Consider the following 19,283-nt stretch of genomic DNA (forward strand, 5'->3'; position numbering starts at 1 on the left):
GGCGCGCGCGCGTGGCACCGAAAGCCAAACGCCCCTTTCAGACGAGTGCGCGACATGACCCATCAGACCCATCCCTATGCGGGCGACGGCAGCCACACCGGCAGCTACTACGCGGCTTCGGCCAATCCGGCGCCCTTGCGCGCAGAACTGGTGGGTGAACAGGAGGCGGATATCTGCGTCGTGGGCGCAGGCTTCTCGGGGCTGTCCACCGCGCTGCATCTGGCAGAAAAGGGCTATAGCGTCACCGTCGTCGAGGGCGCACGCATCGGCTGGGGCGCCTCGGGCCGCAATGGCGGTCAGGTCGTGAACGGGCTGAACGCCAGCCTCGACGTAATCGAGAGCCGCTACGGGCAGGACACCGCGAATTTCGTAGCCGGCCTCGTGATGGAAGGCGGCGACATCATCCGCGAGCGCGTCGCGACCTATGACATCCAGTGCGACCTGAAGCCCGGCAATGTCTTTGCGGGGCTGACGGCCAAGCACATGCAGGAACTGGAAGCGCGCTGGAAGCTCTGGCGCAGCTACGGCATCGACAGTCAGGATATGCTGAGCCGCGAGCAGATGCGCGAGCACGCGAATTCTGACCTCTATGCGGGCGGCATGATCGATCACAAGGGCGGGCATCTGCATCCGCTGAACCTCGCGCTTGGCGAGGCGGCGGCGGTCGAGAAGCTCGGCGGCACGATCTACGAGATGTCGCCCGTCACGTCCGTCGACACCGAAGCCGCGCGCCCGGTGATCAAGACCGCGAAGGGCCAGATCACCGCGAAGACGCTTGTGCTGTGCGGCAATGCCTATCTCGGCCATGTTGTGCCCACGCTGGAGCGCCGCGTGATGCCCGTCTCGACGCAGGTGATGGCGACCGAACCGCTGGGCGAGGCGAAGGCCCACGAGTTGATGCCGTCCGATGCCTGTATCGAGGACGTGCGCTACATCCTCGACTATTACCGCATGTCCGCCGACAACCGCCTGCTGTTCGGCGGCGGCACGGTCTATGGCGGGGCGGATCCGAAGGACATCAAGGCGAAGCTCTGGAAGAACCTCGAGAAGGTCTTCCCGCAGCTCAAGGGCACCAAGATCGACTACGCATGGTCGGGCAATTTCGCGCTGTCCTTCAGCCGGGTGCCGCAGATGGGCCGGATCGGGCAGAACACCTATTTCGCGCATGGCTACTCGGGCCACGGCGTGACCGGGTCGCATACCTTCGGGCGCATCCTGTCGGAGGCGATCAACGGCGATCTGACCCGGTTCGACACGTTCGCGAAACTGCCGTGGATCCCGTTCCCCGGCGGGCGCACCTTCCGGGTGCCCTACTCGGTCGCGGGGTCGTGGTGGTATGCGCTGCGCGATCGGCTGGGGGTGTAAGCCCCCTGCCCGCGACGCCAGTGATGCGGAGAGACGCGCTTACAGCGCGACGCCGCGCCGCCCGGCCAGATCGGTAAAATACTGCCAAGCCACGCGGCCCGAACGCGCCCCGCGCGTCGCCTGCCATTCGATGGCCTCGGCGCGCAGGTCTTCGTCGGAAATCTCCACGCCATAGCTGTCGCAATAGCCGCGGATCATCGTGAGGTATTCGTCCTGCGAACACGGGTGGAAGCCCAGCCACAGCCCAAAACGATCGGACAGCGAGACTTTCTCCTCCACCGCCTCGGACGGGCTGATCGCAGTCGAACGCTCGTTCTCGATCATGTCGCGCGGCATCAGGTGGCGGCGGTTCGACGTCGCATAGAGGATCACGTTCGCGGGCCGCCCCTCGATCCCGCCATCCAGCACCGCCTTGAGCGATTTGTAATGCTGGTCGTCATGGCTAAACGAGAGGTCATCGCAGAACAGGATGAAGCGCATCTCGGGCGCGTCGCGCAGATGCGCGAGCAGACGGCCGACCGAGGGCAGATCCTCGCGTGCAAGCTCCACCAGCTTGAGCGGCAGCCCCTCGGCCACCGCTGCCGCGTGGGCCGCTTTCACGAGCGAGGACTTTCCCATCCCGCGCGCGCCCCAGAGAAGCGCGTTGTTCGCAGCCGCCCCGCGCGCAAACTGCAGCGTGTTGGCCAGCAGCGTGTCGCGCGAGCGGTCGATGCCGTGCAGCAGGCTGAGGTCGACGCGGTTCACCTGCGGCACGGGCTCCAGCCGATCCGGCGCCGTGTGCCAGATGAACGCGCTGGCCGAGGCGAAGTCGGGCGCGGGCTGCGGAGCGGGCGAGAGCCGCTCCAGCGCCGTGGCGATCCGGTTCAGCGCCGCGTCACTCATGCCTTGCCGTCCTTCTCGTCCTCTTCGTCCTCGTCATCGTCCCATTCGTCGGGGTCGATCCAGGTGCCTTCGGCGCGCATCCGGGCTTCGCGGGTCTTCTCGATCCGTTTCACGAGCTGGATGGAAATCTCGTAGAGACCGTAAACCACCGTGAACAGAATGACCTGAGAGATCACATCCGGGGGCGTGGCGATCGCCGCCACCACGAGGATCGCGACCACCGCGTATTTGCGCATGTTGCCGAGACCTTCGGAGGACACGAGCCCCGCCTTGCCCATCAGCGACAGCAGCACGGGCAGCTGGAAGCAGATCCCGAAAGCCATGACGAACTTGATCGTCAGGTTGAGATATTCCTGCACCGAACCCTGGAAGCCGATGGCGGCCATCTCGTTCGCGCCCGAAGTCGCGCCGATCTCGCCCTGCTGGAAGCCGAGGAAGAAGTTAAAGGCCAGCGGCAGGATGATGTAATAGGCAAACGCCGCGCCAAGGAAGAACATCACCGGCGAGGCGATCAGGAAGGGCAGGAACGCGTTCTTCTCGTTGCGATAGAGGCCCGGCGCCACGAACCGCCACATCTGATAGGCGATGATCGGGAAAGCCAGGGCAAAACCGCCGAGGAAAGAGATGTTGATTGCGACGAAGAAGCCTTCCTGCAGCTTGATCAGGTAGAGGCCGCATTGCTCGCCGCGCGATTCCAGTGCCGAGCAGACCGGGCGGGTCAGGAAGTTGAAGATCGGGTTCCAGACCGTGTAGCAGACCACCATCGCGACGATGAAGGCCCCCAGCGAATAGAGGATGCGCGTGCGCAGTTCGGCAAGGTGCTCGATCAGCGGGGCCGAGCTTTCCTCGATCTCGTTATTGTCGCTCATGCGTCACCCTTCTTCGCGGCGGGTTTCTTCGCCGCCGTCTTTTTGGCCGCCGGTTTGGCACCGGTTTTCGCGGCGGGTTTACTGCTCGACTTGGTTGCCGGCTTGGCGCTGGATTTCGCTGCGGTCGAAGTGCCCGTCTTGGTGCCAGTCGTCTTGGCGCCAGTCTTCGGCGCGGCTTTCTTCGCAGCGGGCTTGGCCGCCGGCTTGCTTGCCGTCTTGGATGTCTCGGGTTTGGCCGTCTCGGCCGGGCTCGCCTCGGGTTGGGCTGCCTCAGGCTTGGGCGGCTCCGCGTCGGGATCGGGCTTGAGCGAGGTCTTCCCACTCTCGGACCGGCCCGGCTCCCATTTCTCGAACGCATCGGTCGCTTTTTCCAGCGCGTCGAGCCCGAGCGATTTCTTGGACGCCAGCGATTTCAGATCGCGCACGGAGCCCGCGGCTTCATCAAGCCCGGTATCCTTCGCCGCATCTTCCATCGCCCGCGAAAACTCGCGCCCCATCGCCTTGGCCTTCGCAGTGATGCGGCCAAGCTGGTGGAACATCTTGGGCAGATCCTTCGGCCCCACGACGATCAGCGCCACGACGCCGATCAGCAGAAGCTCGCTCCAACCGATGTCTAACATGAGTGCTCAGGCCTCCGGCCGATTGAGGACGCAAAGGCAAACGGGCACCAGCCCGCAACCCCCGAATGCGATCAGGCTCAGGCCTTGTCTTTTTCTTTCTGGACTTCGTCAGCCGGGGTCACGTCACGTGCCTCGTCGACGGTGCCGTCCTCGATTTCTTTCGAGCCGTCGCTCACGCCTTTCTTGAAGGCGGTGATGCCTTTGCCGACTTCACCCATGAGCGAGGAAATCTTGCCGCGGCCAAAAAGAACCAGAACCACGACGGCGATCAGAAGAAGGCCGGGAAGGCCGATATTGTTGAGCATTGTTGTCTCTCCTCTGGTCACGGGCCCGCCGCCCGCGCCTTATGTCGGTCCCGAGTTTTAGGATCATGCGGGCCTCAATCCTAGAGCGATTCCGCCCAAACGGGGCTTTGAGGGGCAGATTACTGACAGTTCATTGTCAGTTGCCCTCCCTCGCGTTACCCTTCTAGCGACCCGACGGGAGAGCCCCATGACCCGCGACGAGCGGCTGCAACAGATCATCGCCATCTTGCGCGACGGCAAGATGCATCGCGCCAGCGACCTGGCCGAGCGGCTGGGCGTTTCCGCCCGCACGATCTGGCGCGACATGGCCGAAATCTCGGCCTATGGCGTGCCTGTCGAGGGCGAGCGCGGCGTGGGCTACATCCTGCGCCGGGCCGTCGGCCTTCCGCCTCTGGTGCTGACCCGCGAGGAGCTGTCGGCGCTCGATCACCTGCTCGATCTGGCCGAGGCGGTGGACGATCCGCGCCTTGCCGGAGGGGCCGCGAGCCTCGCCGCGAAGATCCGCGCCGCCCTGCCCTCTGCGCCGCCCGAACCGTCCGCCGAAGCCTCTCCCGAAGACGCCGGGGAAGGGCTGGCGGGGGGGCCGGGATCACGCTAGGCTCGCCCGCGAAACTTGGAAGGGATGCCCCTACGTGATCGGTGCCGAATACATCACTGCTTTCGTGACGCTTTTCGTCATCATCGACCCGATCGGGCTGGCCCCCGTCTTTATCGCGCTGACGCTGGGCGAAAGCCACCGCGCGCGTCTGCGCATCGCCTTCCGCTCGCTCATCATCGCTGCCGTGCTGCTGACGCTGTTCGGTATCTTCGGCGACAAGATCCTTGCAGGGATCGGCATCTCCATGCCCGCCTTCCGCATCGCGGGCGGGGTGCTTTTGTTCCTCACCGCGCTCGACATGCTGTTCGAACGCCGCACCAAACGCCGCGAGGCGCAGGGCGAGGAGCACGAGGCCGACCCCGAGACCGATCCCTCCGTCTTCCCGCTGGCGACGCCGCTGCTGGCAGGTCCCGGCGCGATGGCCACGATGATCCTGCTGGCAGGGCGCGAGGGCGGCGACTGGCTGCATGTCGTGGCGATCATCGCCATGATGCTTCTGGTGCTGGGCTGTGTCCTCGTGATGTTCCTGCTCGCCACGCCGATCGAGCGCGCGCTGGGGCGCACCGGCACGATGGTCGTCACCCGGCTTCTCGGGATGCTGCTGGCCGCGCTGGCGATCCAGTTCATCCTCGACGGGCTGCACGGTGCGGGGTTGATGGGCGGCGTCCCGACCGGCTGAGGCAATCCGCCCTCTGGGAAAGTCACCTGAGCGGACCTATCTGAAAGAGATCGGTAGGGGTAACGAGGATCATGGTGGAGACGATCATCAGCGAAAACTGGGGACGGCTGGTCTATCTGAGCCTCCTGCTCGTCGCCGTGGGCGGGTATTTCGTGCTGGAGATCCGCCGCCGCCCCGGGCGCACCATGCAACAGGCTGCGATCTGGGGACTGATCTTTCTCGGCACGCTCGCCGCGGTCGGGCTCTGGACCGATATCCAGCGGCAAGTCTCGATCCCCGATCAGGCGGTGATGCGCGATGGCCGCATCGAGGTGCCGCAAGCGCCCGACGGGCATTATTACCTCACCGCCGAGGTCAACGGCACGCCGATCCGCTTCGTCGTCGATACCGGCGCGAGCCAGATCGTGCTGACCCAGCGCGCCGCCGAGCGCGCGGGCATCAACACTTCCGATCTCGCCTATATCGGGCAGGCGCGCACCGCCAATGGCATCGTCGCGACCGCGCCGGTGCGGCTGGAGCGCTTTGATCTGGGGCCGATCCACGACAGCAACCTGCGTGCCGTGGTCAATCGCGGCTCGATGGACACCTCGCTTCTGGGCATGACCTACCTCACCCGCTTCGCGAAGGTGGAATTCGCGCGGGGCACGCTGATCCTCGAACGCTGAGCGGGCCCGGCCCGCAATCGTCGTGATCCTGCCTTTTTTGCGCCTCAATCTTTGCCGAGGCTCCGAGGGCGCCCGCCGCTCAGGCCGCGCCACTCAGGCTTCGTTACGAGGAAAACACGCATGGTTGCTTTCGACACTTTCGCTCTCGCGATCATCACCGTCGCCGCCATTCGCGAAGCCTATCTCCGCCTGCGCCCGATGATGCGCTCTGCCGAAGCAGAACGCGGCTAAGCTAGCCTTTCACCAGCACCGCGAGATCGGCCACATTCGTTCCGGTCGCCCCCGTCATCAGCAGCGCATCCGCCGCCTGCAGAACGTGATAGCTGTCGTTGCGCGCAAGCGCCGCATCGCAATCGACGCCAGCCGCCCGCGCCGCCGCGCAGGTCTCCGGCCCCACCAGACCGCCCGCCGCATCCGTCGGCCCGTCACGGCCATCGGTGCCGCCCGAGAGGAAGCGCCACGCGCCCTCGATCCCGACGGCCTCTGCCGCGCAAGCCACCCGCAGCGCCAGTTCCTGATTGCGGCCGCCGCGCCCGTCGCCCTTGATCGTCACGGTGGTCTCCCCGCCCATGACCAAAGCGCCTGCGGGCATGTCGCGCAGCAGAGCCACGATCTGCGGCGCAAGATCGGCCACGTCCCCGTCGAGCGCGAAGGGCGCCGCCTCGGCCCCCGCCGAGACCATCGCCGCGACCGACAGCCCGTTCGCCCCGATCAGACGGTTGCGGGCAGCGGGCAAAGCAGGCTCCGCGCCCGAGGCCTCAAGATGCGCCTGCACAGGGGCGGGCAGCGCCTCCCAGATCCCGAGATCACGACAGAGCTGCGCCGCCTCGGCCCGCGTGCCGATCGGCTCGACCGTAGGCCCCGAGGCAATCACGCGCAGATCGTCGCCCGGCACATCCGACAGGATCAGACCCGTCACGGGGGCCGCGCTGGCAAGCAGCCAGCCGCCGCCCTTGAGTTGGGACAGTTGCTGGCGGATCAGGTTCATCTGCGTGATGTCCGCCCCGCAGCCGAGCAGCAGACGGCTGACCTCGGCCTTGTCCGACAGGCTCAGCCCCTCGGCAGGCGCGACGGCCAGCGCGGAGCCGCCGCCGGAGATCAGCGCCAGAACCCGATCCTCCGGCCCACAGCCCTGCAAGCACTCCAGAATCGCGCGCCCAGCCCGCTCGCTGCCCTCGCCCGGCACCGGGTGGTCGCCCGCGATCAGCGTAACGCCCGCGCGCGGCGAGGCCGCTTCGGCATTCTCGGGATTGGTGACGACCAGCGCCTGCGCCTCCGCGGGCAGAGCGTCCAGCGCCGCGGCAGTCATCGCCAGCGCCGCCTTGCCGAGCGCGATCACCTGCCAGCGCCCGCCCGGTCCCGGCGGGTTCTCCATCGCCCAACCCATCGCCCGGGTCACCCCCGCTGCCGGATCGGCCGTCTTCACCCCGATGTCGAACAATTCGCGCGCGCGTGCTTCCAGATCCATTCCTGCCCCCTTGGTTTGGCTCAAGTATCCCCGTGGAACGGCGGGCTGCAACCCCGCCGGCGGAAGACAAGCCAAAGGCGGGAGCTAAAGAAAAGACGCCCGCGGGGAGCGCGGGCGCCGAAACACGATCAGGCGGAAGGCCCCTGTCGGTTTAAGTGAGCGGGGACCGAAGCCCCCGCCCGGGGAGGGTATTAGCCACCTTGGCTCTCGATATAGGCGAGCACCGCCTTGACGTCTTCGGGGTCTTTCAGACCGGCGAAGGACATCCGGTTCTTCGGAATGTAGCCCTTCGGATCGGCGAGATACTCCTCGACCGTCTGCTCGGTCCAGACGAGACCGTCCTCGCCGTGCTGGGTCATCGCGCTCGAGTATTTGAAGCCGTCAACCGTCCCGGCCTGGCGCCCGATCAGCCCGTTGAGCACGGGACCGACACGGTTCTTCGCGCCGTCGCCGACCTGGTGGCAGGCCTTACACTTCTTGAAGACCTTCTCGCCAGCCGCGACCAGCTCCGGGTCAGCCGAGAGGCTTTCCGCCGGTGCGGCCTCTGCCTTGGCTTCCTCCGCAGCCGCCGGAGCGTCCTGCGCCGGAGCTTCGGCAGTGTCGGTTTGGGCCGTATCGCTTTGGGCCGTGTCAGTTTCCGCAGAAGTATCGGCAGCCGCCGTATCCTCGCCGTTGCCCTCATCGGGGGTCACGTCGAGAATGGTCGCCTTCTTGGTGATCTGCACGTCGGTCTTACAGTCGCTCATGCAAGCGGCTTCCGAGAACTTCGGCACTTCGACCTCATCGCGGTTATCCACGATGAACCCATCGGCGTTCGGCATCTCCACGTCGAGGAAGTTATCCTTCGTGAGGACGAAATCGTCGTCCACGAGATAGTTCGAGTAGAGGATGTAGGCGACGATGGCGTAGGTCTCGTCGACGGTCAGCGTCTGCGCGTTGCCGAACGGCATCGAGCGGTGCGCATAGTCCCAGACGGTGGACAGGTACGGCCAGTAGGAACCGACGGTTTTCACCGGGTCCTTGTCGGCCAGCGTTCCATCGCCCCCGGCCAGTTTCGGCCAGTTGTCGACGCCCTCGGCGAAGTCGCCGTGACACGCCGCGCAATTGTCGCCGAAGATTTTCTCGCCATCGGCAACCGAACCCGACCCTTCGGGAAGGTTCTTGCCATCGGGGAAGACCTCGACGGTCCAGGCGTTGATTTCCTCGGGCAGCGCTTCGCGCCCCAGACCGTATTTCTCGGCCAGAGCGGGCGTCGCGACGAGCGGAGCGGCCAGAAGCGTGGCCAGCAGCAGATTACGACGACACTTCGACATTCTCGGACTCCCCGTTTTCCTTGACCCACCAGGTCTGGATACCGTTGTTGTGATAGACCGAATTCTCGCCACGGATCGCGCGGAGCGCGTCCTTGGTCGGCTGAACGTAGCCGGTGGAATCGGTAGCGCGGGACTGAAGGAGCATCTCCGAACCGTCCCAGTCGATCTCGAGGTAGAAGCGCGAGACCGCCTTGTCGGTGCCCGGCTCGGCCAGACGGGCTTCCTGCCAGTTCGCACCGCCATCGATCGACACGTCGACCTTGGTGATGTGACCGCGACCCGACCAGGCCATGCCGGTGATGACCAGCGGGCCCTTGCCGTGCTTGATCGGCATCTGCGGGCTGGGCGAGGTGACGACCGATTTGGCGTCCATGACCCAGGTCCACTTGCGCGACGTGCCATCGGCGAGCGTGTCGGTGTATTTCGAGGTTTCTTCGCGCGACTGCACGGCCTCGTCGGTGACTTCGAGGCGACGCAGCCATTTCACCCACATGTTGCCTTCCCAGCCCGGAACCACGAGGCGCACCGGATAGCCGTGCTCCTTGCGCAGCGCCTCGCCGTTGGCCTTGATGGCCACGAGACAGTCGTCGAGCGCTTTCTCCAGCGGGATCGAGCGGCCGTTCGAGGACGCGTCGGCGCCTTCGGCATAGACCCACTTGTCCTTGATCTGGTCGCCGAGATTGGTGATCCCCGCTTCTTCGAGCAGCGTCCGCAGCGGGATGCCCGAATATTGCATGTTGTGGATCATGCCCTGGGTGAACTGCGCACCGTTGAGCTGTGCACCAGCCCATTCCATGCCCGAGTTCGCCGCACATTCGAGGAAGTAGGTACGGTTCTCACGCGGGAAACGCTCCAGATCCTCGTAGGTGAAGACCAGCGGCTTATCGACGAGGCCGTTGATCATCAGACGATAGTCTTCCTTCTTCAGCTCGATCGCGCCCGAGTGGTGACGCTCGAAGGCGCAGCCGGTGGGGGTGATCGTGCCGTCGAGGGCGTGGATCGGCGTGAAGTTGATCGACGAAATCGTATCCGCCGTCAGCCAGCCGACATTGCGGCGGATGACGTCATCTTCGAATTCGATCGGCAGGCCATAGGGGGTTGCATCGACCCCGTCGCCCCAGCCCGAAGCCCAAGGCTGAACTTCGGTGATCAACGGATCGGGTTGCGTTTGCGCGCGCGCGGCACCAGCACCTGCGGCCATCGCACCGACCGCAGCCCCTGCGCGGAGGAACCCGCGGCGGCTGAGGGCGGCATTGGTGGCCGGGTTGCCCTGGCGTTCCTTGTCGTCCATGTGTTTTCCTCCAGTCTCTAACCCCCTGCGGGGCGCAATCATCGACGGGCGGGACCGGCTTAAACGCCGGTCACGACCACCGAGTCATTCGGTTTCAAGTCAACGGTTTTGATCTTGCGCAGGTGATCGGCGATCACGTCCCAGATCTGCGGCCCTTCGGTGCCTTCGTTGACCGAGGCCCAGCCCGTCACGACGTAGTTGCGTGCCGGGTCGATATCGGAGCCGTCCTTCAGGAGCGTCATGTTGGAAATCCGCTCGCCGATCGGCTTCGAAACGTCGATGTGGTAGCCCATGCCACCCACACGAACCATGTCCCCGCCCTGCTGGTAGTAGGGGTCGGTGTTGAAGATGTTGTCGGCCACGTCTTCGAGAATGGTCTTGATCAGCTCGCCCGTCATCTCGGTGCGATAGTTCTCGCCATAGGTCATCGAAGTGGCGTTGAGCACGTCTTCCATGGTGATCTTCTGCCCCGGGATCAGCGACGGCCCCCAGCGCACGCCCGGGCTCATCGCGATCTCGGCGTCCTGCTCGGACAGCATCGCTTCGCAGATCAGGTCGTCCCAGGTGCCGTTGAAGTTGCCGCGGCGGTAGAGCAGCGAGTTGGTCTCGCCCACAACTTCCTCGAGCTCGGCCTTGTAGGGCTCGCGATGGCCCATGATGACGTCGGTCATCTCTTTGTCGGGCTCGATCACATCCGAGAAGATCGGGATCAGCTTGTGGCGGAAGCCCATCATCTTGCCGTCGCGCACGTCGAGATCGACGCGGGAGACGAATTTGCCGTTCGAACCCGAGGCGATCAGGATCGTCTCGCCCACGAGGACCGGCTCCGGAATGGCGTCATGGGTGTGACCGGTGAGGATTACGTCGATGCCCTTCACGCGGCTCGCCATCTTGTGGTCCACGTCGAAGCCGTTATGCGACAGGCAGACGACGAGATCGACGCCCTTCGCACGAACCTCGTCGACCATCGCCTGCATGCGCTCTTCGCGGATACCGAAGGAATAGTCGGGGAACATCCAGCCGGGGTTCGCGATCGGCATATAGGGGAAGGCCTGACCGATGACCGCGATCTGCGTCCCGTTGCGCTCGAAGATCTTGTAGGGCTCGTAGGCGGGCTCGTCCCATTCGGCGTCAAAGATGTTCGCGCCGAGGAAGGGGAAGGGAAGGCCGTCGACGATCTCGTTCACGCGGTCCTGACCATAGGTCCATTCCCAGTGCGAGGTCATCGCCTCGACGCCGAGCGTGTTCATGACGTCGACCATGTTCTGGCCCTTGGTCTTCAGCGCGACCATCGAGCCATGCCAGGTGTCGCCGCCATCGAGAAGCAGCGCGTCGGGACGCTCGGCCTTGATCGCTTTCACGATCGTCGCCACGCGGTCCATGCCGCCCATTTTGCCGTAGGACTTCGCGAGATCGGTGAAGTTCTCGTAGGTCAGCGCGTAGGCGTCAGGCGTGTTCGGCTCGATGTTGAACATCTTGAGGAAGTCCGCGCCGGTGACATGCGGCGGACGGCCCTTGGCCTCACCCACGCCGAGGTTGATTTCCGGCTCGCGGAAATAGATCGGCATCGCTTGCGCGTGGATGTCGGTGATGTGGATCAGCGTGACGTTGCCCAGCGGCTCGAACTGCAGGAGCTGGTCCTGAGTCAGCGACTGCTGCGCCATGGCGCGCGACCAGCGCGACAGGCCCGAAGCACCGAGGATAGTCGAGGCGGCCAAGCTCGCCTGAAGAAATTCCCGCCGGGAAATCATGCGATGTGTCTCCTTCTTCTCACCGGGCCCGTGCGCCCGGCGGTCGTTTCATTCGGGTAAATTGACAAACAAATTCAGACAGATATGAAATTTTGAATATGTTGAAACGAAATGCGCGGGACAGGGAGGCCCCTGCCCCGCGCATCAAGTCAAAGGTCAGGGACGGACGCCGCCGCCCTCGATGTCGAGACCCAGGCCGCGCGAGGCGACGTAGAGCTCAAGATTGCGGAACTCGTCCGAACCGGGGCTGTAGGTTTCCGCGCGCGTGTCGCGGATACAGCCTTTGAAGCGGTTGTGGATCGACACCACGCCCGCGTTCTTCAGACGGTAGACCGGGAAGCCCTGAATCTGGCCCTGGCTGAGGTGGTCAGCGCGGATGTAGTTGCCGTAGTTCTCTTCGTGGCACGACGCGCAGGACAGTTCGAGCTGACCGTAGCGGGTGTAGTACATCTCCTTGCCCTTCTCCCAGAACGGCTGGGCGTCGCCGTCGATCTTGACGCTGACGGGCATGCCACGCGACTCGACCGCGATCGCGGTGGTCATGTTGTGCATCGGAGTGCTGTCCCAGCCCCAGGCTTCGGCGCCCATGCGGTTGGTGCGGCAATCGTTGATGTAATCTTCCATCGACCACAGCTTGCCGGCTTCGTTCACCTTCGGCATCGAGGCGCGGACGCCTTTCATGCCTTCGCTGATGTCGCCGTGGCAATCCGCGCAGGATTTGCCTTCGGAGCCGTCAGCGGTCGACCAGGTTTCCTGGCCTTGCTCGGCGAAGATCATGATCGGGTTGTCGAAGTCGTCCTGTTCCATCGCGCGGGTCTCGTCCGTGCGGAAGAGCCAGCCGGAATAGACCTCGTCGAGGTGCCCTTCGAGGTGATCGGCGGCGGGCGCCTTCACCGTGATCGGGGTGTCGCCGTTGATGACGAGTTCGTCGTCAGCCATTTCGGCGTGCAGCGCCGCGGTGCTGAGCGCGAAGGCTGCAGTGGCGGCTAGGATGGTGCGGCTGGTGCGCAACGTCATATTCTGTGTCCTCCCTGGGTGTGCCCCGCGCCCATCGATCTCCCCAAACAGGCGCGGTTCTCTGTTCTTGGTGAGGCGGCGCGCTCCCTCACGCGCCGCTAGCCATTCGGCCGATCAGCTCACTTCGATCTTCTGGCTGTCTTCGTAGGTCGAGCCGTCATCATCGTACCAGGTGAACTTGAACTCACCCGATTCCGGGACTTTCGCCTCGAATTCGATGTAGGGGTTCGTCGAGATCGCCGGCTCGAGGGTCACGTCGACGACGTTCTCACCGTTGAAGTCGCAGGTGAAGCGATTGATGATCTCGCGCGGGATGACGTTGCCGTCTTTATCCTTGCGCTGGCCCGATTCCATCGGGTGCGAGATCAGGGTTTTGATGGTGATCGTGTCACCGGCCGAAGCTTTTTTCGGCACTTTTACGCGGGGTCTCACGCCTTTCATGGTCTTGTCTCCTCAGATACCGAATTTAGCCGCCGCAGCCGCCGATGGTGACCTTCACGGTCGATTTCGCCTGGACGAAGCTACCGTCAGCCATCTTGGCGACAGCGATCACGTCCTGGGTCTTCGAGAGGCGAATGCGGGTCGAAGCCATCTGCGAGCCAGCCAACGGACCGAACTTGAAGGTCACGACGTCGGGCGTCGGGTTGCCGGTCGCGAAGACCGCGATCTCGGTTGCGCCGGGCGCATCCACGGAGATCGGAACGGTGTTCCCGTTCTCGGCGATTTCCGGCGCGGTCAGGGTGACGCCGTCACCCATTGCGGCATCGGCGCCGCCGGTGAACTTGGCGATGGCGTCGGCACCGGCATCGGCCAGCGCGGGCAGCGGCAGCATGGAAGCGGCAACGCCGCCCATCGCCAGCGCCAGCGCGTCACGTCTGGTCATGGTCATGTTGTATCTTCTCCTCTCGGGTTTGTCGTTCAGAGGGTCACTCTTCCTTGAGGGTCATCAAGAAAGCGACCACATCCTCAACCTGTTGTGCATTCAAAATCGGCGGCAGATCGGCAGGCGCAGCCTTGCCGGTGTACCCGTCGCCGGGGCGAATGAAGGGGCCGGTCTTATACATCGCCGGCATTACCGTGCCTTCGAACGTGTGCTTGGCATCGACGACGATGCCGCGCAGCTGCGACTCGTCCCAGCGGTCGGCGGCGCCGTTCAGCTCCGGGCCGACATTGCCTTGGAACGACGCGTCGAGCGCCGAGACCTTATGGCAGGCCACGCAGTTGCCCAGCGACTTGGTCGCCGCGACTTCTGCGCCTTTAGTTGCATCGCCCGGCTGGCCGGTCAGCGACTCGGCCACCGCGCCCACATCGGTGAATTTGACATCCATCGGCGCGGTTTCTGCGATCGCGGCGCTGGCTGCGAAGGTGACGGCCATTGCGGCCCACGCAACGTGGCGTTTCATAGAAGTCCTCCCAAATTCTCTCCCTGACTCACTTTTAAGCGAGCGCGCTACAGTGGTGCAATGGATAAATTCAAAAAACCGCATATTTTCCAATATGTTCACTCGGATATATCGAAGCATACAGCCGTATACCCAAGATTTTTTTAGCAAAATCAGAAACATTCGCGGGTGCAGCACGAATGCTGCACTGGCAAGCAAGCGATCACGACTCTGTCAGAATCGCCAAGAGAGCGCTCACTTCGCCATAACTTTCTCGGCAACGTACTTCTGAAAGTTCTGCCCGCTCTCATAGCCGTGAGTCTTTACCCACTCGAGCAGAGCCATCGTCGTGCCCTTGCCGAAAGCCCCCGGCATCTGCGCCACGGCCTGCTTGTTGGCGGGCTGATCGGAGACCTCTTCGGGGAAGAACATCATGGTCGGCGTGAACATCACGCCCCACTTCATCGCCATCTCTTTTTCCGGCAAAGCCTCGCCGTCGAAATCGGTCACTTCGACATCGCCGAAGAGGTTCATCTGCACGACGTAGTAGTTGTCGGTGATGTATTTCGCGATCTCGGGGTCGGAGAAGACCTCTTCGTGCATCTTCTTGCAGTAGATGCAGCCGCGCTGCTCCCAGATGACCATGAAGCGCTTGCCCTCGTCATTGGCCGTCGCGAGATCGTCCGACATGTCCTTGAACGTGTCGTGGAACCACGGCTCCTTGTGCAGCCCGTCATCGCCCATCTCGGCCGCATGGACCGGAAGGGCCAGCATCGCGGCGGTGAAAGCGGCAGTCAGAAAATGACGCATGATCGTCCTCCCTAGAAACAGACGGTCAGCCGAGACTCCCACTCGGCATGACGTCGATCAGAAACTCACCAATGTAGCGCAGCCCCCCGGTCACGATGAGAACCGCGAACAGGATCAGCATAACCCCCATCGCCTTCTCGACATAGCCGAGCTTCGCGCGGTGCTTCGCCATGAAGGCGAGGAAAGGCCGCGTGAAGAAGGCCGCGATGATGAAGGGCAAGGTCATCCCGATCCCATAGGCAAAGAGCAGCAACCCACCCTTGGAGATATCGCCCATGCCCGACGCCACCATCAGGATCGCGGCAAGCGCGGGACCGACACAGGGCGTCCAGCCGAAGCCGAAGGCGAGCCCCATCACATAGGCACCGAGGAAAGTCGTAGGATCGGTCTTCGCCTCCATCCGAGCCTCGCGATAGAGGAACGGGATGCGGATCACACCGAGGAAATGCAGACCGAAGACCAGCAGGATCGCCGCGGCCACCCAGCTCAGCGGCCCCATCCATTCGCGGAATGCAGCCCCCAGCGCCGTCGCCCCCATCCCCATCAGCACGAAGATCGTCGTCACGCCCAGCGCGAAGGCCACCGAAGACGCCACCATGCGCGCCTGTGCACCCGGGGCGATCTTGCCGTCGCCACGCAACTCCGACATCGACAGCCCGGCCATGTAGGACAGGTAGAACGGCACCATCGGCAGAATGCACGGCGTCAGAAAAGACAGCAGGCCAGCAAAAAACGCCCCGCCATAGGTAATATCGATCGGCACTGTTTCCTCCCTCGTGACGCGCCCTAGCCTATATGGCCTCGGTCTCCCAACCGTCCTTGAAGGGGCCCGCCAAACACATTACGATCTTTATATGTAAAAAGGGGTCCGTCAATGTTCCGCATTGTGTGGCATACGATTTCCATAACCGCGGCGCTGGCGGTCACGCTGGGCGCGACGGGCGATGTCGCGCGCGCCGAGACCGCAGCGCAAACCGTCGACACGACGGTCGCCGCCACATCGGAGGCCGAGACCGGCGAGGCGATAGCCGACAGCGAATTCCGGCTCCTGATGGTCGAGCAGGTTGGCTGCATCTATTGCCGGATGTGGAACAACGACCTCGCGCCGATCTATCCGAAGACTCCCGAGGGCAAGACGGCCCCTCTGCAGCGAGTCGATCTGCACAAACCCTTCCCCGAGGACATCACCATCACCGGGGGCAAACCGCTTTTCACACCGACCTTCATCCTGCTGCAAGACGGGGTCGAAGTCGCCCGCATCGAAGGCTATGCGAGCGAAGATTTCTTCTGGGGCCTGCTCGATCAGGCCCTGAAAAAGAATGGCGCGACGTATCAGGCCCCATCGAACTGAGGTTTGACCTGCGCGCTTTTGTCTCGCTTTTGGCGGGTTTTTGCGCTCTCGGGCTTTGTTCCAGCGAATCGACATGCTAAAGCCTGAGTCATTCGATCAATACGGTCGCACTCTGTGCGGCTTCCAAAGAAGGACGATGCGGTGCGGCATCTGGTGCCTGACGGTCATGCCGAAAAGCTTGCCTCTGCCACGGCCGAGTCGAGATGTTCCCGCATGGATGCAGAAGAGCTACTCGATCGCGCGCAAGACGCCTCCAACCTCATGAAGGCGCTCGCCCATGAGGGGCGGCTGATGATTCTGTGCCATCTGAGTTCGGGCGAGAAATCGGTGACCGAGCTGGAAAACCTGCTGGAATCGCGCCAAGCCGCGGTGAGCCAGCAATTGGCACGGCTGCGTCTCGAGGGGCTCGTCAGCGCACGCCGCGAAGGCAAGGCGATCTACTACACGCTCTCGGATCCGCGTGCGCGTCGCCTCGTCGAGACGATTTACGACATGTTCTGCGCCACCGACTGACGCCGGTGAGCCATGAGACCGGACACTGGGTGATCCGGGAGGGAGAAGGGCAATGGAACAGATTCCGATGGGTGCCTTGGCAGCCATGGTCGGGGCGATCGGCGGCATCATTCTCGGCCTCGCTGCGCGCTTGGGCGATTTCTGCACCCTCGGTGCGCTGGAGAGCGCGGCCTATGGCGACGACCAGAGGCGCCTGCGCCTCTGGGGGATCGTGCTGGGCGTGGCGATCACCGGCGCCTTCGTGGCCGAGGCCCTGGGCTATGCCGACATCACCCGCAGCTTCTATCACACGATCAAATGGTCGCCGCTCGCCTCGATCGTGGGCGGGCTCGTCTTCGGCTATGGCATGGCGCTCGCCGGCAATTGCGGCTTCGGTGCGCTGGTGCGTTTCGGCGGCGGCGATCTGCGCGCGATGGTCGTGGTCGTGGTGATGGGCATCTTCGCCTTCGTGACGCTGTCCGGCCCCCTCGCCCATCTGCGCCTTCTGATCTTTGACCAGCAGGCCGCCGACACCCCGCAAGGCATCGCGCATTGGCTCTCGGCGCGGACCGGGCTTCCGCCCTTGGTCTTCGCCCTGCCCGTCGCCGCCGGCTTCCTTGCCTGGGCGCTGAGCTATCAGCCGCTGCGCGCCGACAAACGCCGCCTCGCCTGGGGCGTGGCCGCGGGTCTCGCAGTGGTCTGGTGTTACGTCGGCACCTCCTATCTCTTCAACCAGAGCATGGGTGCGACCGGCGTCGAGGCACCGTCCTTCACCGCCCCACTCGGGCGTACGATCCTCTATTTCATGACCTCCACCGCAGGCGGGCTCACCTTCTCCGTGGGTCTCGTCGCAGGCGTGCTGGGCGGAGCCTTCCTCGGCTCGGCCATTCGCGGCCTCTTCAAATGGGAAGCCTGTGAAGACCCGCGCGAACTGGGCCGTCAGGTCAGCGGCGCGGCCCTGATGGGGATCGGCGGCACGATCGCGGTCGGCTGCTCGATCGGCCAGGGGGTGAGCGCGATGGCCGTGCTCTCCTTCTCCGCACCGGTCACGCTGGCCTCAATCGTGATCGGCGGGCTGATCGGCCTGCGCCAACTGATCCACGGCTTCCAGCCCGAGTAAGTCCCAGCCGCGCAAATCGACCCATTTTCGGCTTGGCTGAAATATCCCGGGGGTGAGGCGCGGACGCGCCGAGGGGGCAGAGCCCCCTCTCCCCCGAACTCTTCCCGCACAACGCTTGCGAATCTGATCCGGGTTTCCTATATCGCCCCTCGAGAGGTTGGCGCGGGCGAGCGCCTCGCCAACCCGGTCAGGTCCGGAAGGAAGCAGCCGCAACGAGCCCCGCTTGGGTCGCTGTCCAGCCTCTCACCCTCCCCCCACAAACTCCCTTGGCTTTGCCGCCGCGTCACCATGCCCGATTGTGCGACGACGTCGCCAAGCTAAACTTCCCGTCAAAGGGGAGGTTTCACCATGTTGCGTTTTGCTCTGGCCGCTCTGGCCATTATGCCTGTGCCGCTCTTCGCAGGCACGCTTACCACCGTCGAAGTCGCACCGAACACCTATGCCATCGAAGGACCCTTCGGACAGCGCGATGCCGAGAATCTTGGCAATAACGCGACCTTCGGGCTGATCGTCACGGATGAGGGCGCGGTGCTGGTCGATGCGGGCGGCACCTATAAGGGGGCGGCGGCGCTCGACGAAGTGATCGGCACCCTTACCGATCAGCCGGTGAAATACGTGATCGACACCGGCGGGCAGGATCACCGCTGGCTCGGCAATGGCTACTGGAAAGAGCATGGCGCCGAGATCATCACCTCCGAGGATGCGCTCGCCGACCAGAAGGCCCGCGCCTCGCTGGAGTTGACGATGCTCGATGCGCTGGTCGGGCAGGACGCGCTTGCAGGCACTGAACCCGTCTATGCCGACACGACCTTCGACGAGAGCTACACGCTCACCCTCGGCGGGCGCGAGATCGAGATCACCCATCCCGGCCCCGCCCACACGCCCGGCGACAGCTTCGTCTGGCTTCCTGCGGAAAAGGTGATGTTCACCGGCGATATCGTCTTCGTGGGACGCATCCTCGGCGTGCTCGACATGTCCTCGTCAATCGGCTGGGTCGAGGCCTTCGAGGCGATGGCCGCCTATGAGCCCGCCCATGTCGTTCCGGGCCACGGCCCCGCCACCGATCTCGCGACCGCGACGAAGGACACCTATGATTACCTGACCAATCTGCGCAGTCAGATGGCCGATTATATCGACGAGGGTGGCGACATCATCGGTTCGGTCAATGTCGACCAGTCGCAGTTCGAATACCTCGAGGGTTTCGACACGCTCGCCAAACGCAACGCGCAGGCGGTGTTCAGCCAGATGGAATGGGAATGAGCCGGGTGGACGCCGACGCCCCGGGGGCCTAGTCTGACGGCTGCC

The 19,283-nt window shown here is 64.1% G+C and carries 22 protein-coding genes and 1 other RNA gene; 9 read left to right on the plus strand and 14 right to left on the minus strand.

Going from position 1 to position 19,283, the window contains the following annotated elements:
• The first annotated feature begins 54 nt into the window (after positions 1–54).
• Positions 55–1,365 (plus strand): NAD(P)/FAD-dependent oxidoreductase, encoded by a 1,311-nt coding sequence (locus BMI91_RS19035; protein WP_078606261.1) that lies wholly within the window; start codon positions 55–57, stop codon positions 1,363–1,365.
• Positions 1,366–1,404: 39 nt separating this feature from the next.
• Here the strand turns inward: BMI91_RS19035 and BMI91_RS19040 are convergent, their stop codons facing one another.
• The 4 genes from BMI91_RS19040 to BMI91_RS19055 all read right to left on the minus strand — a co-directional run bounded on the left by BMI91_RS19040 (position 1,405) and on the right by BMI91_RS19055 (position 4,041).
• Complete coding sequence (locus tag BMI91_RS19040; protein WP_078606262.1) at positions 1,405–2,247, minus strand: ATP-binding protein; 843 nt, start codon at positions 2,245–2,247, stop codon at positions 1,405–1,407.
• Positions 2,244–3,116, minus strand: coding sequence for a twin-arginine translocase subunit TatC (tatC, locus tag BMI91_RS19045; RefSeq protein WP_078601717.1), 873 nt, complete (start codon positions 3,114–3,116; stop codon positions 2,244–2,246). The genes BMI91_RS19040 and tatC overlap by 4 nt, the downstream gene beginning before the upstream one ends.
• Complete coding sequence (gene tatB / locus BMI91_RS19050) at positions 3,113–3,736, minus strand: Sec-independent protein translocase protein TatB (protein ID WP_078606263.1); 624 nt, start codon at positions 3,734–3,736, stop codon at positions 3,113–3,115. The genes tatC and tatB overlap by 4 nt, the downstream gene beginning before the upstream one ends.
• 77 nt (positions 3,737–3,813) lie before the next feature.
• Positions 3,814–4,041: a twin-arginine translocase TatA/TatE family subunit gene (locus BMI91_RS19055; protein WP_078520142.1), complete on the minus strand. Its 228-nt coding sequence runs from the start codon at positions 4,039–4,041 to the stop codon at positions 3,814–3,816.
• Positions 4,042–4,228: 187 nt separating this feature from the next.
• Between BMI91_RS19055 and BMI91_RS19060 the strand changes: the two genes are divergently transcribed.
• The 3 genes from BMI91_RS19060 to BMI91_RS19070 all read left to right on the plus strand — a co-directional run bounded on the left by BMI91_RS19060 (position 4,229) and on the right by BMI91_RS19070 (position 5,983).
• Positions 4,229–4,639 (plus strand): helix-turn-helix transcriptional regulator, encoded by a 411-nt coding sequence (locus tag BMI91_RS19060; protein ID WP_078606264.1) that lies wholly within the window; start codon positions 4,229–4,231, stop codon positions 4,637–4,639.
• 34 nt (positions 4,640–4,673) lie between these two features.
• A complete protein-coding gene (locus BMI91_RS19065) occupies positions 4,674–5,318 on the plus strand; it encodes a MarC family protein (RefSeq protein WP_078606265.1) in 645 nt (214 codons plus the stop codon).
• 71 nt (positions 5,319–5,389) lie between these two features.
• Positions 5,390–5,983 carry a retropepsin-like aspartic protease family protein gene (locus tag BMI91_RS19070; RefSeq protein ID WP_078520145.1) on the plus strand — a complete coding sequence of 198 codons (594 nt, stop codon included), beginning with the start codon at positions 5,390–5,392 and terminating at the stop codon, positions 5,981–5,983.
• Positions 5,984–6,215: 232 nt separating this feature from the next.
• Here BMI91_RS19070 and BMI91_RS19075 read toward each other — a convergent pair whose 3' ends face one another.
• The 10 genes from BMI91_RS19075 to BMI91_RS19120 all read right to left on the minus strand — a co-directional run bounded on the left by BMI91_RS19075 (position 6,216) and on the right by BMI91_RS19120 (position 15,778).
• Complete coding sequence (locus tag BMI91_RS19075; RefSeq protein WP_078606266.1) at positions 6,216–7,451, minus strand: glycerate kinase type-2 family protein; 1,236 nt, start codon at positions 7,449–7,451, stop codon at positions 6,216–6,218.
• 191 nt (positions 7,452–7,642) lie between these two features.
• Positions 7,643–8,764: a c-type cytochrome gene (locus BMI91_RS19080; protein ID WP_078606267.1), complete on the minus strand. Its 1,122-nt coding sequence runs from the start codon at positions 8,762–8,764 to the stop codon at positions 7,643–7,645.
• Positions 8,745–10,055, minus strand: a complete 1,311-nt coding sequence (soxC, locus tag BMI91_RS19085; protein ID WP_078520148.1) for a sulfite dehydrogenase — start codon at positions 10,053–10,055, stop codon at positions 8,745–8,747. Before soxC ends, BMI91_RS19080 begins: the two co-directional genes overlap by 20 nt.
• Positions 10,056–10,114: 59 nt before the next feature.
• Entirely contained in the window at positions 10,115–11,806 is a 1,692-nt protein-coding gene (gene soxB / locus BMI91_RS19090; protein ID WP_078606268.1) for a thiosulfohydrolase SoxB, read from the minus strand.
• A 156-nt stretch (positions 11,807–11,962) separates the two neighbouring features.
• Positions 11,963–12,823: a sulfur oxidation c-type cytochrome SoxA gene (gene soxA / locus BMI91_RS19095; protein WP_078520150.1), complete on the minus strand. Its 861-nt coding sequence runs from the start codon at positions 12,821–12,823 to the stop codon at positions 11,963–11,965.
• 114 nt (positions 12,824–12,937) lie between these two features.
• Complete coding sequence (gene soxZ / locus BMI91_RS19100) at positions 12,938–13,264, minus strand: thiosulfate oxidation carrier complex protein SoxZ (protein WP_078520151.1); 327 nt, start codon at positions 13,262–13,264, stop codon at positions 12,938–12,940.
• 25 nt (positions 13,265–13,289) lie between these two features.
• Entirely contained in the window at positions 13,290–13,712 is a 423-nt protein-coding gene (soxY, locus tag BMI91_RS19105; protein WP_078520152.1) for a thiosulfate oxidation carrier protein SoxY, read from the minus strand.
• Positions 13,713–13,749: 37 nt separating this feature from the next.
• Positions 13,750–14,226: a sulfur oxidation c-type cytochrome SoxX gene (gene soxX, locus BMI91_RS19110; protein ID WP_078606269.1), complete on the minus strand. Its 477-nt coding sequence runs from the start codon at positions 14,224–14,226 to the stop codon at positions 13,750–13,752.
• Between the two features lie 234 nt (positions 14,227–14,460).
• Positions 14,461–15,015, minus strand: coding sequence for a thioredoxin family protein (locus BMI91_RS19115; RefSeq protein WP_078606270.1), 555 nt, complete (start codon positions 15,013–15,015; stop codon positions 14,461–14,463).
• 25 nt (positions 15,016–15,040) lie between these two features.
• Entirely contained in the window at positions 15,041–15,778 is a 738-nt protein-coding gene (locus BMI91_RS19120) for a cytochrome c biogenesis CcdA family protein (RefSeq protein WP_232621622.1), read from the minus strand.
• Positions 15,779–15,889: 111 nt separating this feature from the next.
• On the opposite strand from BMI91_RS19120, the gene BMI91_RS20265 reads away from it, so the two are divergent.
• The 5 genes from BMI91_RS20265 to BMI91_RS19145 all read left to right on the plus strand — a co-directional run bounded on the left by BMI91_RS20265 (position 15,890) and on the right by BMI91_RS19145 (position 19,238).
• Positions 15,890–16,366 (plus strand): thioredoxin domain-containing protein, encoded by a 477-nt coding sequence (locus BMI91_RS20265; protein WP_244176690.1) that lies wholly within the window; start codon positions 15,890–15,892, stop codon positions 16,364–16,366.
• A gap of 213 nt (positions 16,367–16,579) precedes the next feature.
• Complete coding sequence (locus BMI91_RS19130) at positions 16,580–16,879, plus strand: ArsR/SmtB family transcription factor (protein ID WP_078520155.1); 300 nt, start codon at positions 16,580–16,582, stop codon at positions 16,877–16,879.
• Between the two features lie 52 nt (positions 16,880–16,931).
• Positions 16,932–17,978 carry a YeeE/YedE family protein gene (locus BMI91_RS19135; protein ID WP_078520156.1) on the plus strand — a complete coding sequence of 349 codons (1,047 nt, stop codon included), beginning with the start codon at positions 16,932–16,934 and terminating at the stop codon, positions 17,976–17,978.
• Between the two features lie 151 nt (positions 17,979–18,129).
• An RNA gene (ffs, locus tag BMI91_RS19140) (signal recognition particle sRNA small type) lies at positions 18,130–18,226 on the plus strand.
• Positions 18,227–18,326: 100 nt separating this feature from the next.
• Entirely contained in the window at positions 18,327–19,238 is a 912-nt protein-coding gene (locus tag BMI91_RS19145) for an MBL fold metallo-hydrolase (RefSeq protein WP_078606271.1), read from the plus strand.
• Positions 19,239–19,283: the final 45 nt, after the last annotated feature.

The sequence above is a fragment of the Thioclava sediminum genome (assembly GCF_002020355.1).
Classification (GTDB): domain Bacteria; phylum Pseudomonadota; class Alphaproteobacteria; order Rhodobacterales; family Rhodobacteraceae; genus Thioclava; species Thioclava sediminum.

Coding starts and splice junctions, on each gene's coding strand:
- soxA (WP_078520150.1), bottom strand. CDS start 12,823: ATGACGTTGCGCACCAGCCGCACCATCCTAGCCGCCACTGCAGCCTTC.
- BMI91_RS20265 (WP_244176690.1), top strand. CDS start 15,890: ATGTTCCGCATTGTGTGGCATACGATTTCCATAACCGCGGCGCTGGCG.
- soxC (WP_078520148.1), bottom strand. CDS start 10,055: ATGGACGACAAGGAACGCCAGGGCAACCCGGCCACCAATGCCGCCCTC.
- soxB (WP_078606268.1), bottom strand. CDS start 11,806: ATGATTTCCCGGCGGGAATTTCTTCAGGCGAGCTTGGCCGCCTCGACT.
- BMI91_RS19130 (WP_078520155.1), top strand. CDS start 16,580: ATGGATGCAGAAGAGCTACTCGATCGCGCGCAAGACGCCTCCAACCTC.
- BMI91_RS19080 (WP_078606267.1), bottom strand. CDS start 8,764: ATGTCGAAGTGTCGTCGTAATCTGCTGCTGGCCACGCTTCTGGCCGCT.
- BMI91_RS19040 (WP_078606262.1), bottom strand. CDS start 2,247: ATGAGTGACGCGGCGCTGAACCGGATCGCCACGGCGCTGGAGCGGCTC.
- tatB (WP_078606263.1), bottom strand. CDS start 3,736: ATGTTAGACATCGGTTGGAGCGAGCTTCTGCTGATCGGCGTCGTGGCG.
- BMI91_RS19145 (WP_078606271.1), top strand. CDS start 18,327: ATGTTGCGTTTTGCTCTGGCCGCTCTGGCCATTATGCCTGTGCCGCTC.
- tatC (WP_078601717.1), bottom strand. CDS start 3,116: ATGAGCGACAATAACGAGATCGAGGAAAGCTCGGCCCCGCTGATCGAG.
- BMI91_RS19135 (WP_078520156.1), top strand. CDS start 16,932: ATGGAACAGATTCCGATGGGTGCCTTGGCAGCCATGGTCGGGGCGATC.
- BMI91_RS19070 (WP_078520145.1), top strand. CDS start 5,390: ATGGTGGAGACGATCATCAGCGAAAACTGGGGACGGCTGGTCTATCTG.
- BMI91_RS19075 (WP_078606266.1), bottom strand. CDS start 7,451: ATGGATCTGGAAGCACGCGCGCGCGAATTGTTCGACATCGGGGTGAAG.
- BMI91_RS19115 (WP_078606270.1), bottom strand. CDS start 15,015: ATGCGTCATTTTCTGACTGCCGCTTTCACCGCCGCGATGCTGGCCCTT.
- BMI91_RS19060 (WP_078606264.1), top strand. CDS start 4,229: ATGACCCGCGACGAGCGGCTGCAACAGATCATCGCCATCTTGCGCGAC.
- soxX (WP_078606269.1), bottom strand. CDS start 14,226: ATGAAACGCCACGTTGCGTGGGCCGCAATGGCCGTCACCTTCGCAGCC.
- soxZ (WP_078520151.1), bottom strand. CDS start 13,264: ATGAAAGGCGTGAGACCCCGCGTAAAAGTGCCGAAAAAAGCTTCGGCC.
- soxY (WP_078520152.1), bottom strand. CDS start 13,712: ATGACCATGACCAGACGTGACGCGCTGGCGCTGGCGATGGGCGGCGTT.
- BMI91_RS19055 (WP_078520142.1), bottom strand. CDS start 4,041: ATGCTCAACAATATCGGCCTTCCCGGCCTTCTTCTGATCGCCGTCGTG.
- BMI91_RS19035 (WP_078606261.1), top strand. CDS start 55: ATGACCCATCAGACCCATCCCTATGCGGGCGACGGCAGCCACACCGGC.